We start from the raw sequence: 17,288 nt of genomic DNA, 5'->3' as shown, positions 1-17,288 counted from the left end.
CGCCGCGCGCAGCGCGGCTTGCCAATCAAGAAGACGAAAGAGGATTACCGGATGATTACAGTTTGGGGACGCGCCAACTCGGTCAATGTGCAGAAGATCCTGTGGGTGTGTGACGAGCTGGTCTTGCCCTACAACCGCATCGACGCCGGCCTGCAGTTCGGCCGCAACGACGAACCCGAATATCTCGCGATGAACCCGACGGGCAAGGTGCCGACGCTCGTCGACGGCGACTACGTGCTGTGGGAATCGAACTCGATCCTGCGCTATCTCGTCATGCAGTACGGCGAATCGAGCGTACTCTACCCCGATGAACCGAAGGCGCGCGCCAGCATCGACCGCTGGCTCGACTGGGCGCTATCTACGCTGCAGCCCGCCGAGCGTCCCGTGTTCTGGGCCATCGTACGTACGCCCGAGGCCGAACGCGACAACGCGAAGCTCGCCACCGACATCGACAACGTCGCGAAGCTGTGGAAGATGCTCGACGCGCAACTGCAAGGGCGCTTCTTCATCGAAGGCGAGAAGTTCACGCTCGCGGACATCGTGCTGGGCGCGTATGCGAAGCGCTGGTTCGGGCTGCCGGGTGTCGAGCGTCCGTCGCTGCCGAATCTCGAACGCTGGTATCAGCGGCTGTCGACCCGCTCCGGCTTCAAGCAATACGTCGACTTCGATCTGACCTGAACATGACTATCTCGCTTTATGCGTGGGGCACGCCGAACGGCCGCAAGATCAGCGTCGCCCTCGAAGAAATGGCACTGCCGTACGCTGTGAAGCCGATCAACATCACGAAGGACGAGCAGTTCGACCCGGACTTTCTCGCGATCAGCCCGAACAACAAGATTCCCGCGATCGTCGATCCCGACGGACCGGACGGCAAGCCGATCAGCGTGTTCGAATCGGGCGCGATCCTGCTGTATCTCGGCGAAAAGACAGGCAAATTCCTGCCGCAGAGTCTGCGCGACCGGGTGCCCGTACTCGAATGGCTGATGTGGCAAATGGGCGGCTTCGGGCCGATGCCCGGCCAGGTACATCACTTCGCGGCGCTCGCTTCCGAAGACGACAAGCGCTACGGCCTCAAGCGCTTTTCCACCGAAACGCGGCGCCTCTACAAGGTGCTCGACGCGCGTCTGGGCAAGAGCGAATACGTGGCGGGCGACCTGTCGATCGCCGACTTCGCGATTCTCGGCTGGGCGTGGCGACACGAGCGCCACAAGGTCGATCTCGCCGAGTTTCCGAACGTGAAGCGCTGGTACGAGACGCTGTTCGCACGTCCGGGCGTGAAGCGCGGGTTCGACGTGAAGCTCGATTGACGCACCGTATAATCAGCGGATGAAAAACGCCAAGCCAACCGCTGCCGACACTGCATCCACGCCGGGGCATGCGCCGGGTCTTCCGCATCACGCGCATTCGCACGCGGACGACCCGCATAACGATCACGCGCACGGCACGCCTGCCTCGGCCGAGGCGGCGCTCGCACTAGCCGAAGAATACTGCCGCGAGCGTGGCGAAAAGCTCACGCCGATCCGCCGCAAGGTGCTGGAGTTGCTGTTGACGTCGGGCCGCGCCACCAAGGCGTATTCGCTGCTCGACGACATGCGTCAGATCCACCCCGGCTCCGCGCCGCCCACCGTGTATCGCGCGCTGGATTTTCTGCTGTCCGCTGGGCTCGTGCACAAGATTGAGTCGATCAACGCATTCGCCGTCTGCCACGATCTCACGCAATGCCAGCACGGCATTCTGGTCGTGTGCCAGCAATGCGGCAACGTCACCGAACTGCATCAGCCGGCACTGCGCGAGGCGCTCGTCGCGCAAATCGAAAACGCAGGGTACCGGCTCGCCGGTGATGGAATCGAGCTGAAAGGACTGTGTTCGGCATGCCAGGCGGCGCAAGCCGCCGGCAGCTGAACACATCCGTCAAAACGCCGCGGTTCGAGCGTCAGGTCAAACCGGCGGCGCGCGCGCCTATCGCGTCATGCAATAGCGTCACCAGCGCCTCGGGCGGCGCCGGCTTCGTCATGAAATGCTGGAATCCTTCGCCGATGCTGCGCAGCCGGTAGGCTTCATCGGTATGGCCCGTCAGGGCCACTGCGACCGAAGGTGAATGATCGCCGCGAATCTCGTGATCCCGCACGCGCTGAATCAGATAGAAGCCGTCCATGGCGGGCAGATCGAGATCGCAGACGACCGCATCGGGCAACGCCCGCACGGCCGCCTCGACACCCTCTTCCGCATCCGCCACGGCGATGACGTTGGCGCCTTCCGATTCGAGCAAAATCTTCAACGATTCCCTGTTCTGCGGATCGTCTTCAACGAGCACGATCGTGGCCTGATCGAGCCTCAATACTCCGTTCATCTTGATGTTATGGCTTGAAAAGCTGGTTATGCACTCTGACGTGGCCATGATGTATCTAACGCAATGTGTACCGCGCCAGCGCCGGCAGCGGAAAACGGTTCAACGTTTCTACTCTCGTATGCACGTTCTTACCCACGAGTGACGGACGCGCTGTTCGTCCGACAAACTCCCCTGTTTCGCGAAATCGTCACTGCGCGCGCCGTCGCGCAGCGCATCTCGTTCATTCGGACTCAATTGTACGGAACGAGTTGCACGCGACTGTGCGCTTGTCCGCTTCGGCATATAGCTTGACGGCAGAACATACCGCGCCGTGGCGACGATTGCGCAAGACGCTTGCGTGACCGTCCAAAAGCAGACATGCGAAACGGATAGCATGAAGCACGTTGCGTGCCGCGTCGGACGCTGTGTGCAACAGCTTCTATTTTGAACCGCCGCCGTTCACGCTGCAGCAGGCGGAGTGACGCCGTGTGTCAGTAGCGCGACCGCATGGCGCGCGATGTCGTCGGCTGTCAGCTTGCGGCGCGCCGGGTCGTTGCGCCACATCGACGAGGTCGCGAGCGGCAAGATCGTGAGTCCGATCACCGACAGAAAAACCAGCGACGGCTCCAGCTCCCGATTGAGCTTGCCTTCCTTCTGCCATTTCTCGATGAATTCGATGCCGCTTTTCTGGTTCACGTTACCGAAGCGCTCGTGCATGCGCTGCTTGAGCAGGCCGCCTTCGCTGATCACTTCGCGGATCCACAGCGACGGGAACCACGGATAATCGCCCGCCACTTCAACGAGCCGCTGCGCGAGCAGCGTGATCCCTGCGATGGGGTCGTCGGGATTCGTCTGAAAAGAGCCGCTGAGCTTCGCGCGCAACGGCAGAAAGCGCTCGTCGATCAGCACGTCGAGCAGCTGATCGCGCGTCTTGAAGTAGTAATGCATCATCGCGGGCGTGAAACCGGCCTCGCGCGCGACCTGGCCAAGCGTCGTATCGACGATACCCTGCCGCGCGAACAGCGCGAGCGCCGCGTCCAGCAGACGGGCGCGCTGCTCCGGCCCGCGCCCGCTGCCGGAAGGCCGGCCGGGCCGGCGCCCAGCGGGCGCGCCTTGGGCGCCTGCATTGTCGCCGCCCCGCGCCTGCGGCGCCTGCTCAGCCTGATCCGAACCCGCTACCGCTGCCGATTTTGTTGCCATGACCATGAATTTGACGAACGCTGGAATATGTCATATATTAATCTGCATGTTAATTAATTTCAAGAGATCTTAACGCCATGGAAGCCCAGATGGACCGCCAGACTCTTTCTGCCGAAGCGGCGCCCGCAGCCATCGAGCGCCCGTCTCTTCGCGTGCTGTTTCCGGCGCTGCTGCTGGTGATGCTGCTCGCCGCGCTCGACCAGACCATCGTATCGACCGCGCTGCCCACCATCGTCGGCGAGCTTGGCGGACTGGACAGCCTGTCGTGGGTCGTCACCGCCTACCTGCTGACGTCGACGATCGTCGTGCCGCTATACGGCAAGTTCGGCGACCTGTTCGGCCGCAAGGTCGTGTTGCAGACGGCCATCGTGCTATTTCTGATCGGCTCGGCACTCTGCGGCGTCGCGCAGAACATGACGCAGCTGATCCTGTTACGCGCGTTGCAAGGGCTGGGCGGCGGCGGACTGCTGGTGATCACGATGGCGGCGATCGGCGACGTCATCCCGCCTGCCGAACGCGGCCGCTATCAGGGCGTGTTCGGCGGCGTGTTCGGTCTTGCGACCGTGATCGGTCCGATGATGGGCGGCTTTCTCGTCGACCATCTGTCGTGGCGCTGGATCTTCTATATCAACGTGCCGCTCGGCATCGTCGCGCTGCTGGTGATCGGCGCCGTGTTCAAGCCGCGCGTCGCGCATGTGAAGCACACCATCGACTACATGGGCGCGGCCTTTCTCGCAGGCGCCCTCACCTGCCTGATCCTGTTCACGAGCCAGGGCGGCACGGTGCTGCCGTGGACGTCGCCGCAACTCTGGGGCACGCTGCTGCTCGCGTTCATCTGCATCGGCGGATTCATCTATGAAGAGCGTCTCGCCGCCGAGCCGATCATGCCGCTCGAACTGTTTCGCGACCGCACGTTTTTGCTGGCGAGCGCGATCGGGTTCATCGTCGGCGTGTCGCTGTTCGGCTCGGTGACGTTCCTGCCGATGTATCTGCAAGTGGTGAAGAATTCGACGCCGTCGGAAGCTGGCATGCAGATGCTGCCGATGATGGGCGGCGTGCTGCTGATGTCGATCATCACGGGCCGCATCATCAGCCGGATCGGCAAGTACCGGATGTTCCCGATCATGGGCACGTTCCTCGTCGGCGTCGCGATGGTGCTGCTGACCACGCTCAAGCTCGAGACACCCGTTCATGTGATGTATGCATACATGGGCGTGCTCGGCTGCGGTCTCGGCATGGTGATGCAAGTGCTGATTCTCGCCGTGCAGAATGCAGTGCCGTTCAAGCATCTCGGCACGGCGACCTCGGGCGCGACGCTGTTCCGTTCGATTGGCGGCTCGGTCGGCGTCGCTGCCTTCGGCGCGATCTTTTCGAACGGACTCGCTTCGCGCCTGCAAGCGCTGATTCCGCCCGACACCGAACTGCCGCACGCGCTCGGCCCCGCTGCGATTCATCACTTGCCTGCCGTGTTGCGCGACGATTATCTGCAGGCGTTCGCAAGCGCATTGCATACGGTGTATATCGTCGCGGCGTGCGTGGTGGTGCTCGCGTTCGCGCTTGCATGGCTGTTGAGAGATCATCCGCTGCGCAAGCACTAAAGCCCCGTCGAAAACGGACAAACGCTAGCAAACAGAAGCACGATCACGGTCGACGTCACGCACAAAAGACGTGCCCTATCACTCGCTATGCTCTGCAGTTTTCACATACATGGGCCGGCCGTTTTGCACGCCGGCCTTTGATCTGAACGATGTATTTCCTATGATTAATCAATGACGCCACGTTGTATTCGCGTCTATGCAAAAACCCTGATGCGCATTCGTTTCCCCCCTGAAATCACGACACAGGTGTGTTCGGTAGGTAACAACGTCGATTGACGCGACGAGCGAAAGAAACCATATTGGCACACACAGCGGCCCCGTAACGAAAGGACTGGGCTGGCCGCTACCCAGCGCATGTGGATCGCGAGTTCCGCCAACTGCGAGTTTGCTTCAACTTCGATCCTGAGCATGCCGAAATGGCATTGCCTACAACTGGTTGGGGTTAAGCATGTCTGCTGAAACGTCACCTGCCCAGGGATTCCCAACGCCGTGCACACGGTGCGGGGGCGTGCTGTACCAGCATGTCGAATTCTGTCCTTACTGCGGTGCCGATCATCCTCTCGAACGAACCCAGCGCAAGCGCGCCGGTACGCAACTGAGAGCCGTCGACACCTCGCCGCCCGCTCCGGCCGAAATCCATACCGATGAGGCAGCCGGCCTCCCGTCGCTTGCATCACCCGAACCTCCCGTTCCACCGCTCGAGGAGCCGCAACCGCTACGGCAATCGGCCGGCCGCTGGATCGCCACGAAGGGTGTCGTGCTGCTGCTCTTCATCGTCGCGCTCGGCTATGCGGGCTATCTGCTGCTCGGCGACAACCACAGGCAGGACACGGGCGCGGACGAAGCGACGAACAGCGCAAGCACGTCGGGCGGATCGATTTCACCGTACACCGCGCCGCAAAACGCGCGCAACACACCGACCGCCAACGTGACCAACGTGCCCGCCGCGAAGACGCCGATCGCGCCGCCCGCGCCGATCGCGCCGCCGCGCCCGCGCGTGGCCCAGCACTACCGGGATGTGCCTGAAGCATTGCGCGCGGCGCGCGCCGCGCTCGCGCACAACAACCTCGCCGAAGCGCAGTCCGCGCTATCCGACGCACTGTCCGTCGAGGCGAGCAATCCGGAAGCGATGCAGATGCAAAGCGATCTGAAGGATCGCGAAAACAAGCGTGACGTTGCGCTCGGCGCTGCGACTACCTGCGCGAAAGACAAGTTATGGGGCTGCGTGCGCGAGCGCGCAGCGCAAGCGCTCGCGATCGACGTCAGCAGCGTCGATGCGCAGACGCTGCTCGAACGCGTGATTCTTACGACGGGCTGGAAACCGCTGACGGGCGCAACCGCGGCCGCGCCGCGCGCCGGAACGCCGCAAGCCAAAGCCAACCCCGCGCCAGCGCCCACCCTGCCCACGAACAACACGGCAACGACGAACAACGCAGCCACTCCCCCAGCAACGAACACGGGCGCCAGCGGTATCGAAGCGCAAATGCGCGCGATCCGCGAATCGGGCTGGAAGAAGGCGCCATCAGCGAACAAACAGTAGAGCACGTCACGCAATCGAGAAAACGAAGCTACTCAACGCATTGCAATGCCTGATGTAACGGAACATGCGCGTCAGCCGTTGGCGCATGCTGTTCAACACACCATAAGGTAGGTAGACCATGCTCAAGAAAGTGCTGACGGGATTGACGGGACTGGTGTGCTTGATGATCGCGTCGTTGGCCGTGGCGGCCGGGGTCAGCGCGCACTACAAGATCGTCACCGGACAGGAGCGCGGCACGTACATCCAGATCGGCGCCGATCTCGCGAAGTATGTCGCGCAGCCCGCGGGCATCGACCTCGAAGTGATGCCGTCGAAAGGCTCAGCGGAGAACGTGCAGCGTATGCGTTTCGAGCCGGGCGTGAAGCTCGCGCTCGTGCAATCGGATGTGTATCAGGCGTATCTCGACATGGCCAATTCCGGCAATGCCGACGCGGGCACGACGATCCGCCCGCTGCGGCTCATCATGCCGCTCTACAACGAGGAGATCTATTTCGTCGTGCGCGACGACTCGCCGATGAAGTCGATCAACGAGATCAAGGACAAGGTCATCAGTATCGGTCCGATCGGCAGCGGCACGGCGCAATCGGCGACCACGCTCTACCACCTGATGTTCAATCAGCCGATTCCCGAGCAGAACGTCCAGAGTCTTTCGAACGAAGACGCGATTGCCGCCCTCGTCGTGAAGAAGATCGACGTGGCCGTGATCGTCGCGGGACAGCCGGCCAAGCTCTTCACCGATATGAATCCCGATCTGCTCGCGCAGATCCGAATCTTGCGCGCCGATCCCAACGCGTCTGAAACCACGCGCGCAAAGGAAACCTATTTTCCGGCGACGATCCGCCAGAGCAGCTATCCGAACTGGCTGAAGGACGATGTACCGACGCTCACCGTGAAAGCGTTTCTCGTCACCTATGACTACGGCCTGCGCGACACGGTGAGCAACCTGAACCGCTTCGCCGATTCACTGTGCGAGAACTTCGACGTGCTGCAGGAAAAAGGCCATCCGAAGTGGAAGCAGGTCAAGCTCGAACTGCCGCCGCTCACGAAAGGCTGGCAATACTATCCGCCTATCGAGCGGCATTTGCGCTCGTGCATCGCACGCCGGGCGTCGATGCCGGCGGGCGGCGCGACGGCGGCGGCGGTGCAGCAACAGCCTGCCGCGCCGAAAGTGAACAAACGTCCGTGCTCCGATCAGGAGCGTCTGCTGCTGTTGTGCGGCAAGTGAAATCGCCTTGACGCGACGAGCACAAAAAAACGCCACTGCGCATATCACGCAGTGGCGTTTTTTCTTTTCGCCCTCTCGCACGATTACTGCGCAGACGCGTTGCCTTCCCAGCCAAGCCCCAGACTCTTCTGCAACGCGACGTAGTCCTTGATCAGCTGCGCGTCGCTCTGCACGCGATTCTGCTCGGCTGTATAGCGCGTGCGTTCCGTGTCGATCCAGTCGAGCGCCGTCGCCGTGCCCGCGCGATAGCGCTGCTCGGTCAAGGTCGCGGCGCGCGTCGCGGAATCTTCAACCGTGCGCAGGCTGACCACGTTCTCACGCTCGTGCCCATAGCGCGACAGCGCGACATCGGCATCGCGCAGCGCGCCGAGCACGGTGCTTTCGTACTTCGCCTGCGCTTCGTCGAACGACGCGCGCGCCTGATCGACTTTCGCTTTCGTGCGGCCGAAGTCGAAAGCGTTCCATTGCAGATACGGCACCCCGAGCCACGTGAGGTTATCCTTGCGCACCAGATGGCCCGGGTCCGCAGCGCTGTAGCTCAGGCTGCCGAACAGCGTGACTTTCGGAAACCAGTCCGCCTCGCGTTCGCCGATCTGCGCGCTCTGTGACGCGAGCCGCCGCTCGGCTGCGCGCACATCGGGACGCCGCCGCAGCAATTGCGCCGGATCGCCGACGGCAACCGTCTGCGGTAACGCGGGCAGCGGCGCGGGCTGCTTCAGCATGTCGTCGAGCGCGCCCGGCTCGCGGCCCGTCAGAAGCGCGAGTTCGTCGAGCGATTCGGCGATCTGCGCATCGAGGGGAATGAGCGCGTTGCGCGTGTTCTCGACCTGCGTGCGCACGCGTTCGACATCGACTTGCGATGAGACGCCGCGCTCGCGCCGCTGCTCGGTCAGTGACAGCACATGCTCTTCTAGCTCCGCCGATTTACGCACGATCACGATGCGCTGCTGCTGATCGCGCAAGCCGACATACGCGCTGCCGATTTCCGCAGCGAGTTGCACGTGCGTATCGGCGAGGTCTGCTTCGGACGCGTCCGCTTCCGCCGACGCCGCTTCGACCGCGCGACGCGTGCCGCCGAAAAGATCGAGCTCCCAGCTCGCATCGAAGCCCGCCAGATACAGCGCGACGGGACCACGCCCGCTCGACGAGCCGGAACTGCCGCCGCTCAGCGACGACAGATCGGGTTCGCGCGTGCGCACGTAAGCCGCGCTCGCGCCGATCTTAGGCAATTCGTTACGCTGCTGCTGCGTCAGCCCGGCGCGCGCCTGGCGCACGCGAGCCTGCGCGGCGCGCAGGTCCGGGCTGTTGTCGATCCCCGCTTCGATCAGCGCGGTCAGTTGCGGATCGTTGAGCGCGACCCACCACGCGGCGACGCCGGGCGCGGTCGCTACGACGCCGTCAGGCGCACGCTTGAAGCTGCTGGCGTTCGTCGTGGTGGGCGCGCCCCTGTAGTCGGGGCCGACCGTGCAGCCCGCGAGCAACACAGTCAGTGCAGCCGCGACGGGCGAAAGCATCGACGCGAGATGCGAAACGCGACGCGACACGAAACGGGAATCGGAGCGCGCGGCGGCAGCGCCGCGCTGAGCGGCAAAATCAAATGGCTTCATCACAGGTTTCAATGTCCGGCCGACGGCGTGCCCGGTGCCGGCTTCTTGAGAAGTAAAGCGAGAGGAATGCACAGCAGTAGCGCGACGGCGAGCACGTAGAACGTTTCCGAAAACGTGATTACGCTCGCCTGCAACTGCATCTGCGCCGCGAGCTGGCCGAGCGCCTGCATCTTCGCGTAGGCCATGTCGCCATGCTGCGCGAAGAAGCCCGCCGCGCTCTGCGAGACGTGCTCCTGACCGATCAGCGAATTCGCCGTCACCGATTCGCGGATCATGTCGTCATGAAACGTATTGCGCCGGTCGATGAACGTGCCGAGCAGCGCGAGCCCCACCGAGCCGCCCAGGTTGCGCGCCATGTTGTAGAGACCCGCAGCGTCGCCCGCCTGATCGCGTGGTACAGCCGCCATCGATGCCTGGTTCAGCGGCATCATCGCGAGCACCTGGCCGACGCCGCGCAGCAGTTGCGACCACGTGAAGTCGTCGCCCGCACTTTGCGCCGTCAGCCCAATGTCGAGCATGCAACTGCCCGCGAAACACGCGAGGCCCGCCATCACGAGCAGACGCGTATCGACGCGCCCCATCAGACGCGGCAGCACGGGCATCATCAGGAACGCAGGCAGACCCGACATCAGCATCACCGCGCCCGACTGCTGGGCGTTGTAGCCCGCCACGCCAGACAGAAACTGCGGCAACAGATACGACACGCAGTACAGCCCCGCGCCGACCGTGAAGACGATGAAGATCACGCTCGCATAGCGCGCGTTGGTCAACAGCTTCAGACGCACGATCGGCTGCTTCGACACGAACTGCGCCGCGAGCAATAGCGTAATGCCAGCAACCGCGACCACGCTCAGCCACACGATCATCGGCGATTCGAACCAGCGCTCGCGCTGCCCTTCTTCGAGCACCACGGTCAGCGAACTCAAACCCGCCGCCATCCCGACGATACCGAGCCAGTCCGCGCGCACGAACTGTTGCCAGTTGGTGCGCGCGTTTTCCAGCCCGGCGACGAGCAGCACGACGAGCGCAACGCCCACGGGCAGGTTGAGAAAGAAGCACCAGCTCCAGTCGATGTTCTCCGCAAGCCAGCCGCCGACCACAGGCCCTAGCAACGGCCCGAGCAGCACGATCAGTCCGAACATCGTCATGCCGATCGGCATCTGATGGCGCGGCAGCCGCGTCGCGACAATGGTCTGCGCAGTCGGAATCATCGCGCCGCCCGCGAAGCCCTGGCCGATCCGCCCGATGATCATCTGCGGCAGGCTGTGCGACATCCCGCAGAGAATCGAAAACAGCGTAAACAGCGTCGCATTGCCAAGCAGGAAATTGCGCAGCCCGAACACGCGCGTGAGCCACGCGGCGAGCGGAATCATCACGATCTCGGACATCAGATAGCCCGTCGATATCCACGTGCCCTCGGTGCCCGTCGCGCCAATTTGCCCTTGAATCTGCGGCAACGCGGAGTTCGTGATCGAGATGTCGAGCGTCGCCATCAGCGCGCCGAGCGCGCCCGCGGCGACAGCCGTCCAGTCGGCGGCCGTGGCGTTGGCCGTGACGTTGGCCGGTTTTGCGGCCGCGTGCTCAGCCACGGCCGTTCTCGCGTTCGATGCGCGCTTCGTTGTCGCGAGCGCCGCGCGTGTCCACATCGACGTTCACCGACAGGCCCGGCAGCAGCACCTTGCGCGTTTCCTGCCCGACGTCGAGCCGGATGCGCACGGGCACGCGCTGCACGATCTTCGTGAAGTTGCCCGTCGCGTTCTGCGCGGGCAGCAACGCGAACTGCGAACCCGTACCCGGCGAGAAGCTGTCAACCTTGCCATGCAGCTTAGTGCCCGGCAACGCGTCGACATGCAGCGTCACGGGCTGGCCGACGCGCATCATGCCGATCTGCGTTTCCTTGAAGTTCGCGACGAGATACACGTCCTGCACGGGCACGATTGTCATGAAGCGCGAGCCCGGCTGCGCGTATTGGCCGACGCGCACGCTGCGGTCGCCGACGCGTCCGTCGATGGGACTCGTGAGCACCGTGTCCTGCGTGTCGAGTTGCGCCTGGCGCGCGCTTGCTTCGGCGGCGGCCAGTTGCGCGCGCGCCTGTTCGATCGCGGCATGCGTGGTCGCGATCTGGCGTTCGGCGCTTTGCAGCGCGGCGGCGTCCGCGGCACGCGTGGCACTTGCCTGACGCTGCGTATTGCGCAACTCGGCGACGCGCTCGCCCGTCTCGGCGCCCGTCGCGGCGAGCGGCTCGTAGCGCTTGACCTGATCGGCGGCGTGGGCCTCGTTCGCGCTCGCGCCGTCGAGTTGCGCGCGGGCTTGCGCGATGGCCGCCTGTTGCTGCGCGAGTTCTGCTTCGCCATGCAGGATGTCGGCGCGGCGCGCGGCGATGGTCGCGTTCGCCTGTTCGAGCACCGCGTCGTACTGGCGGCCGTCGAGCCGCACGAGTGGCTGGCCGCGTTTGACAGCCTGATTGTCGCCGACCAGCACGTCGGCCACGTAGCCCGACACCTTCGGCGCGACGGTCATACCGTCGGCTTGCAGATACGCGTCGTCAGTGCTTTCGATGAAGCGCCCCACCGTCCACCAGTGCGCGCCCCACGCAATCGCGCCAAGCACGGCGACGCCGCCGATGATGAGAAATACGCCCTTCTTTCTCGACCGTTGCGCGCTCGCGGCGGGCCCCGCGTCTTCGACGGGCAAAGTGGCTGACATGTCGACCTCAGATAATTTATACCAATCGTTATAATTATTCCAGTTGATACAATTTAGTCAACAATATTGTTTTTACGATCCTTACCTTTTACCTTTGCGCTCATCGTATATTTTTTTGTCGATCGGTACTGGCGCTTTGGCGCCTTGGCCGGTCCCATGCAAAGCTAGAGCAACGTGACGACACGCACACCGAGACACCGCCCCGCAGCCGAAGGCGGCTACCAGCGCGGCGAAGAGACCCGCGCGAAGATCATCGAATCAGCGCTGAGCCTGTTCGGCGAACGCGGCTTCGAAGGCGCTTCCACGCGCGACATCGCCGAGCATGCGGGCGTCAACGCGCCCGCGCTCGTGTATTACTTCGACAACAAGGAAGGCGTCTATCAGGCCTGCGTCGAATACATCATGGCGAACGTGGCGGACTACTTCGCGGATGCCGTCGCTGCCGCGCAGAACGTGCTCGACGCGAACCCTTCCGACGACGCACTGATCGACGCGTTTCGCTCGATCCAGGCGCGCGTCGCCAGTTATCTGTTCACGACGGAGACGCCCGCCACCTGGCGCCTGTTCATGGCGCGCGAGCAGGCGGGACTCGGCCCGGCGTTCGCCGCAGAACGCCTGAACGAACGCATGCGCAAGCCGCTTCTGAGCGTGAGCTCGGAAATCGTCGGGCGCCTGCTGGGAAGACCTGCCGACGATCCCGAAACGGTGATCCGGCTGCTGGCGATCAACGGACAGCTCGTGTCCTTTCATCTGACGCGCTGCACGGCATTGGCGGCGTTGCAGTGGAAATCGATCGACGGTGAGCGGCTGAAGCAGCTCTGCACGATCATCGATGAACAGAGCGTCGTGCTGCTGCGCGCGATGATCGAATGGCGCGAGGCGAACCGCAAGCGGCGCAAGAAGAAGTAAGGCGACCTGACTCGCCTGCGAATGCCTTAACGCTCCTTACAAAGTCAGACAGAGCGTGACGGGCGCCGCCGCGCATCGGAGATGCGGAACGCCATGCGTGGCGGGCCTTCACGCGACCTTTCACTGCACGTCGGGCACGCCGCGGCTCGCAAACTTCTGTTGATTCTGTAACGAGGCTGTTAAACGCGATTGACCCAGGATGGGTAAGGTGCGGCTTCGCACTGCGCCGCGCATGCTTGCAGCGGTGCAGCGACACGCACAACTCATTGAAGGAGCAATCGATGCGCAAGCTCGCGATTCTGGCCATCCTGGCCGCACTGACCGCCACGTTGTCCGGATGCTGGTGGGGACCGGGGCCCGGCTGGGGCGGTGGCGGCCCGGGCCACGGTGGTGGGCCCGGCGGCGGCGGACCCGGTGGACCGGGAGGCGATGGACCGCACGGCGCGGTCGTCGTGCCGCATGCAACGGCGCGTGCCTGACTTTGGCCAGCGCGACGCGCAGCGCAGCGAGCGCGTCGCGTGCCGTTCAAGCCTGCGCGGCCATCTCGCGCGGTGCGGCGGGCGGCGTCATCCCGCCTTCCGCCGCGCTCCACTGCACGACCCATTCGGGCAATGCGGGCGACGCCTGGGTGACACCCGCGAGCCCGAGCAGTTCGCCCGTCGGCACGGTGCCACCGCTGCGCTTCAGAAAGCGCGTGCGCACGACGCCCAGCGCAACCTGCGCGCCATCGCGGATAAACGCCTGCTCGAGGAACACATGCCGCTCGTCCCAGCCGATCACGCGCGTCACCACGTCATAGCGATCCCATAGCTCCAGTGAGCGATGAAAGCGCATCGTCTCCAGCGTAACGACGGGATACCAGCCCTGCTTTTTGATCTGCGGCCATACGCGCGAGCGGATCATCAGGTCGACGCGCGCCAGATCGAGGATCGTGAAGTAGCGGCCGTTGGTCATATGGCGCAGTACGTCGAGATCATTGAGCCACACGCGAAACGGCGTGACGCAGGTATCGAGCACATGCAGACGCCCGCGACGCGGACTCAGCGTGAAAGTGAGGAACAGGCGTAACAGCAGGTTCATGAGAAAGCGCGCAGCAGCGAGGCTAACGTTGCAAAAGCACGCATGTTAATCGACAGTGCGGTACGTGCGCGGCCCGTGTTATAGAGGGCTTCTTCACATGCCGCTTCGTCGATGCGCCGTTTGCGACGCGCCTCATGCCGCTGTCGATGGCTGCACGGCCGCCAGATGCTGCGTATGCATGTCGCTCAGCCGGCATAGCAGAATGCCGTAACCCGCCAGATGGCCCAGATAGACGCTCGTGAACACGCCGGGCGCGGGCAAGGTATCGACGATGTCGTGCAATGCATCCATCTGCAAGGGCTTCTCTTCGAGCGCCGCGCGCTCGACACGCAGATCGGCCACCAGCGCGAGCTTCCCATGCGCGTCGATCAGCCTGGCGAGCCCGGCCAGAAATGCTTCGTGCCAGTGGGAATCGAGCGCGGTGAACTGCTCGTGAAACGTATCGACTGTCTCCAGAAAATTGACGAGCGAGTCGAACAGTTCGTGATAACACCAGAAAAGCGGCAGCCGGTCACGATTGCGCTGCAGATGCGGCGACACCCACGCCTGCTGCAGATCGAGCTTGAGCAGACCGTGCGATTCCTTCAGGTCGGTGCTCGACTTGCGCAGCTGGCCGATGATCGTTTTCAGTTGCGCCGAATCGCGCTGGCCCGACGCGATCTGGCCGAGCGCTTGCAACGCCTGTTCGTTGCCGTCGTTGACGAGGCGGTTCGCCCAGAAGCCGTGATCGGGCGGAAAGGCGACCTGCTGGATGATGAAGCCGAGCAGCATGCCCAGCACGACGCCGATCAGGCGCTGTTCGAGCAGCGGAAGATGTTCGCCCGTGTAGAGCACGAGCGTCATCGGAATCGTAACGCTCGTCATCTGGAACAGCGACGGCCTCAGTCGCACGATCGCGAAGATCACGAGCGGCAGCAGCAGCGTGCCGAGCAACAGATGCGGCGCCGTGAGCCAGATCACGAGCGTGGCGATCGGCATCGCGACGACGTTCGACATCACGCGCCGATAGAAGTAGCCGCGCGCGGCGGAGATCGAACTGCCTAGCGCGAGCGTGAGCATCGTCGAACTGGCGAGCGCGACGGCCGCATCGGGATAACCGAGGCTATAGGGAATCCAGAAGCCGATCCATAACCCGAGCGCGAGCTTCACGTACTTGGCGTTTTCCGAAAGCGAGAAGCGCGCGAGCGCACGGCGAAACGGCGTCAGCGGCTTGTGGGCGTACGAAGCGGTCGACATGGTTGCTCCTGCAAGCGGGAAGGCACTCTGTATGTGGCATCGGCCTGGCTGGTTGGGATTGTACCGGCGCCGGGATGAGCGCAGACGCGCGACCGCCGTTGCTCCTGGATCGGCTCACCCTCCTGGATCGGCTCACCGTCCTGGATCAGCTCACCCTCCTGGATCAGCTCACCATCATCAGCGCCCCAGGCGCACACCGCCGCCATTTTTGACCCGCTTCATTTCCTTGCGCGCCACAGGCATAGTGAGAGCTTTCCAGCCTCGACGCAGCAAGCCCGACACAATGAGCGAGACATCCCCGGCCGCCGCGCCCGTCATCCGCGACGCCACCGACGCCGACTTCCACTCCATCCAGGCCATCTACGCGCACCACGTGCTGACAGGCGTCGCTTCGTTCGAAGAGACGCCGCCATCCGTCGACGATTTGCGGCAGCGCCGCGCCGCCGTGCTTTCGCATGGCCTGCCGTATATCGTGGCGATTGTCGACGGCAAGATCGCGGGATACGCGTATGCGACGCTCTATCGTCCGCGAATCGCGTATCGCTTTACGATCGAAGACTCGATCTATATCGACGATGCGTGCCGTGGCCGCGGCGTCGGGCGCGCGCTGCTTGCCGAACTCATCGTGCGGTGCGAACAGGGCCCGTGGCGCCAGATGATCGCCGTCATCGCCGACGGCGGACTCGGAGGGTCGCTGTCGCTGCATCGGAACGCCGGCTTCGAACTGGTCGGCACGTTGAAGGCGGTCGGCTTCAAGCATGGCCGATGGCTCGACTCGACGGTGATGCAGCGGGCGCTCGGACAAGGCAGCGACGCACTGCCCGCCGACGCCGAAACCGCCAGCGACTAAAGCAGCGCGCACTGCGCCGCGCCAGAATCAGCGCAGTTCTTCTGGCTGATCGTGTTCGACTACCACTTGCACCTGCTGATTCGCGATCACAAACGCGGCCACAACCTGCGCGGCTTGTGGAGTGTCGTGAAGTTTCTGCATGACTGCATCCGCGCGCACGCGCCCGTACATTTCATCGTGCCGCTGCGCGACCGCTATGTCGGGCCGGCGCTCTCACTCGAGCTTGAAACATCGGTCGGCGCGCATTCACGCGATGAAATCGATGCAGGCCGTCGTGCTGCGTGATCCGGGCCGCGACGCGTTCATTGGCGAGCGTGAAGCATCGCATCAGACTGCCGGCAACGTGCGCGTGAACATCGTCGGATAGTCGATGACGAGTCCGTCCTCGTCGACTTTCAGCTCCGCCGCGAAGCCTGTGTCGATGCCTTCGTAGCGATACTCGCTGTCCGGCTCGACGCACGTGTACGCCTGCTCGACGCGTGAAACCTGTAAGTCAGGTGTAGAAATGAACACGACGGCGATCGGCTCGCGCGCGCCCTTGGCCAGTTGCAGACGACGGATCGGCAGCGTGTTGGTAAACGGCGTAGCGGCGATGTCGATATCGATGCAGCCTGCCAACGACGGCAATACGAGCCCATGTCCATCGCGCCAGTTGCCTTCGCCGTCACCGTGCAGTTCGAGTTCGGGGCCGCCCGTCACCTTCAGCCAGGCATGCAGCGTGCGCCATTGCGGATCGCATTTCACACGGTACATGAGGCCGTATGGGCGGTCATCGCGCTCGCCGACCAGCACGCTTTCGGCGTAAAAGCCGTCGACGCGCGCGTCGAATGCGAGATGCTCGACGCCTTCGCCCTCTTCCGGGGTCCATCGCACTTCACGCATGAATCTGTCTCCTGTGTGAGATCGCCGGGAATGACGCGCCCATGGATGACATCGTAACGCGCCACGCGGACGGGTGAATCGCCCGACCGCCTTGCTCAAATAGCCGCTATCAACGCACGCGCATGC

Annotated in this window: 18 protein-coding genes; 10 read left to right on the top strand and 8 right to left on the bottom strand. The window is 63.6% G+C overall.

From position 1 onward, the window contains the following. Positions 1–51: 51 nt before the first annotated feature. Genes H1204_RS19515 through H1204_RS19505 form a run of 3 tightly spaced genes read left to right on the top strand, consistent with a single transcriptional unit; the run spans position 52 to position 1,902 of the window. Complete coding sequence (locus H1204_RS19515; protein WP_180732322.1) at positions 52–678, top strand: glutathione S-transferase; 627 nt, start codon at positions 52–54, stop codon at positions 676–678. Between the two features lie 2 nt (positions 679–680). After that, on the top strand, positions 681–1,307 hold the full coding sequence (locus tag H1204_RS19510; protein ID WP_180732321.1) for a glutathione binding-like protein: 627 nt from the start codon (positions 681–683) through the stop codon (positions 1,305–1,307). A 19-nt stretch (positions 1,308–1,326) separates the two neighbouring features. After that, the gene (locus H1204_RS19505) at positions 1,327–1,902 is read left to right on the top strand and encodes a Fur family transcriptional regulator (protein ID WP_180732320.1); all 576 of its coding nucleotides are present in this window, start codon (positions 1,327–1,329) and stop codon (positions 1,900–1,902) included. A 31-nt stretch (positions 1,903–1,933) separates the two neighbouring features. Here H1204_RS19505 and H1204_RS19500 read toward each other — a convergent pair whose 3' ends face one another. Together H1204_RS19500 and H1204_RS19495 are read right to left on the bottom strand one after the other, a co-directional pair. Continuing rightward, entirely contained in the window at positions 1,934–2,398 is a 465-nt protein-coding gene (locus H1204_RS19500) for a response regulator (RefSeq protein ID WP_042314759.1), read from the bottom strand. Between the two features lie 390 nt (positions 2,399–2,788). Then, positions 2,789–3,535, bottom strand: coding sequence for a TetR/AcrR family transcriptional regulator (locus H1204_RS19495; RefSeq protein ID WP_180732319.1), 747 nt, complete (start codon positions 3,533–3,535; stop codon positions 2,789–2,791). An 83-nt stretch (positions 3,536–3,618) separates the two neighbouring features. On the opposite strand from H1204_RS19495, the gene H1204_RS19490 reads away from it, so the two are divergent. The 3 genes from H1204_RS19490 (at position 3,619) to H1204_RS19480 (ending at position 7,892) form a co-directional block, all read left to right on the top strand. Further along, on the top strand, positions 3,619–5,127 hold the full coding sequence (locus H1204_RS19490) for an MDR family MFS transporter (protein WP_180732318.1): 1,509 nt from the start codon (positions 3,619–3,621) through the stop codon (positions 5,125–5,127). 508 nt (positions 5,128–5,635) lie between these two features. Beyond that, on the top strand, positions 5,636–6,667 hold the full coding sequence (locus tag H1204_RS19485; RefSeq protein WP_243468727.1) for a zinc ribbon domain-containing protein: 1,032 nt from the start codon (positions 5,636–5,638) through the stop codon (positions 6,665–6,667). A 118-nt stretch (positions 6,668–6,785) separates the two neighbouring features. Further along, positions 6,786–7,892: a TAXI family TRAP transporter solute-binding subunit gene (locus H1204_RS19480; protein ID WP_180732316.1), complete on the top strand. Its 1,107-nt coding sequence runs from the start codon at positions 6,786–6,788 to the stop codon at positions 7,890–7,892. A gap of 83 nt (positions 7,893–7,975) precedes the next feature. Here H1204_RS19480 and H1204_RS19475 read toward each other — a convergent pair whose 3' ends face one another. From H1204_RS19475 to H1204_RS19465, 3 genes are all read right to left on the bottom strand, one after another. Next, positions 7,976–9,406, bottom strand: a complete 1,431-nt coding sequence (locus H1204_RS19475; RefSeq protein ID WP_180733231.1) for an efflux transporter outer membrane subunit — start codon at positions 9,404–9,406, stop codon at positions 7,976–7,978. A 101-nt stretch (positions 9,407–9,507) separates the two neighbouring features. Further along, the gene (locus H1204_RS19470) at positions 9,508–11,088 is read right to left on the bottom strand and encodes an MDR family MFS transporter (protein WP_180732315.1); all 1,581 of its coding nucleotides are present in this window, start codon (positions 11,086–11,088) and stop codon (positions 9,508–9,510) included. Next, on the bottom strand, positions 11,081–12,205 hold the full coding sequence (locus H1204_RS19465; RefSeq protein ID WP_180732314.1) for an HlyD family secretion protein: 1,125 nt from the start codon (positions 12,203–12,205) through the stop codon (positions 11,081–11,083). The genes H1204_RS19470 and H1204_RS19465 overlap by 8 nt, the downstream gene beginning before the upstream one ends. A gap of 174 nt (positions 12,206–12,379) precedes the next feature. Between H1204_RS19465 and H1204_RS19460 the strand changes: the two genes are divergently transcribed. Continuing rightward, positions 12,380–13,114 (top strand): CerR family C-terminal domain-containing protein, encoded by a 735-nt coding sequence (locus tag H1204_RS19460; protein ID WP_180732313.1) that lies wholly within the window; start codon positions 12,380–12,382, stop codon positions 13,112–13,114. Between the two features lie 236 nt (positions 13,115–13,350). Next, positions 13,351–13,593 (top strand): hypothetical protein, encoded by a 243-nt coding sequence (locus tag H1204_RS19455; RefSeq protein WP_243468726.1) that lies wholly within the window; start codon positions 13,351–13,353, stop codon positions 13,591–13,593. 46 nt (positions 13,594–13,639) lie between these two features. Here the strand turns inward: H1204_RS19455 and H1204_RS19450 are convergent, their stop codons facing one another. Together H1204_RS19450 and H1204_RS19445 are read right to left on the bottom strand one after the other, a co-directional pair. Then, positions 13,640–14,194, bottom strand: coding sequence for a thioesterase family protein (locus H1204_RS19450; protein WP_180732312.1), 555 nt, complete (start codon positions 14,192–14,194; stop codon positions 13,640–13,642). Between the two features lie 132 nt (positions 14,195–14,326). Then, complete coding sequence (locus tag H1204_RS19445) at positions 14,327–15,430, bottom strand: aromatic acid exporter family protein (RefSeq protein WP_180732311.1); 1,104 nt, start codon at positions 15,428–15,430, stop codon at positions 14,327–14,329. 283 nt (positions 15,431–15,713) lie between these two features. On the opposite strand from H1204_RS19445, the gene H1204_RS19440 reads away from it, so the two are divergent. Together H1204_RS19440 and H1204_RS51435 are read left to right on the top strand one after the other, a co-directional pair. After that, a complete protein-coding gene (locus H1204_RS19440) occupies positions 15,714–16,280 on the top strand; it encodes a GNAT family N-acetyltransferase (protein ID WP_180732310.1) in 567 nt (188 codons plus the stop codon). 51 nt (positions 16,281–16,331) lie between these two features. Continuing rightward, positions 16,332–16,565, top strand: a complete 234-nt coding sequence (locus H1204_RS51435; protein WP_243468725.1) for a hypothetical protein — start codon at positions 16,332–16,334, stop codon at positions 16,563–16,565. A gap of 42 nt (positions 16,566–16,607) precedes the next feature. On the opposite strand, the gene H1204_RS19430 is transcribed toward H1204_RS51435, so the two are convergent. After that, positions 16,608–17,162 carry a putative glycolipid-binding domain-containing protein gene (locus tag H1204_RS19430; protein WP_180732309.1) on the bottom strand — a complete coding sequence of 185 codons (555 nt, stop codon included), beginning with the start codon at positions 17,160–17,162 and terminating at the stop codon, positions 16,608–16,610. Between the last annotated feature and the right edge of the window lie 126 nt (positions 17,163–17,288).

Origin of the sequence: Paraburkholderia sp. PGU19, assembly GCF_013426915.1 — a bacterium.
Taxonomy (GTDB): Bacteria; Pseudomonadota; Gammaproteobacteria; order Burkholderiales; family Burkholderiaceae; genus Paraburkholderia.
The sequence above is the reverse complement of the archived record's forward strand: the minus strand, read 5'-3'. Positions and strand labels throughout refer to the sequence as shown.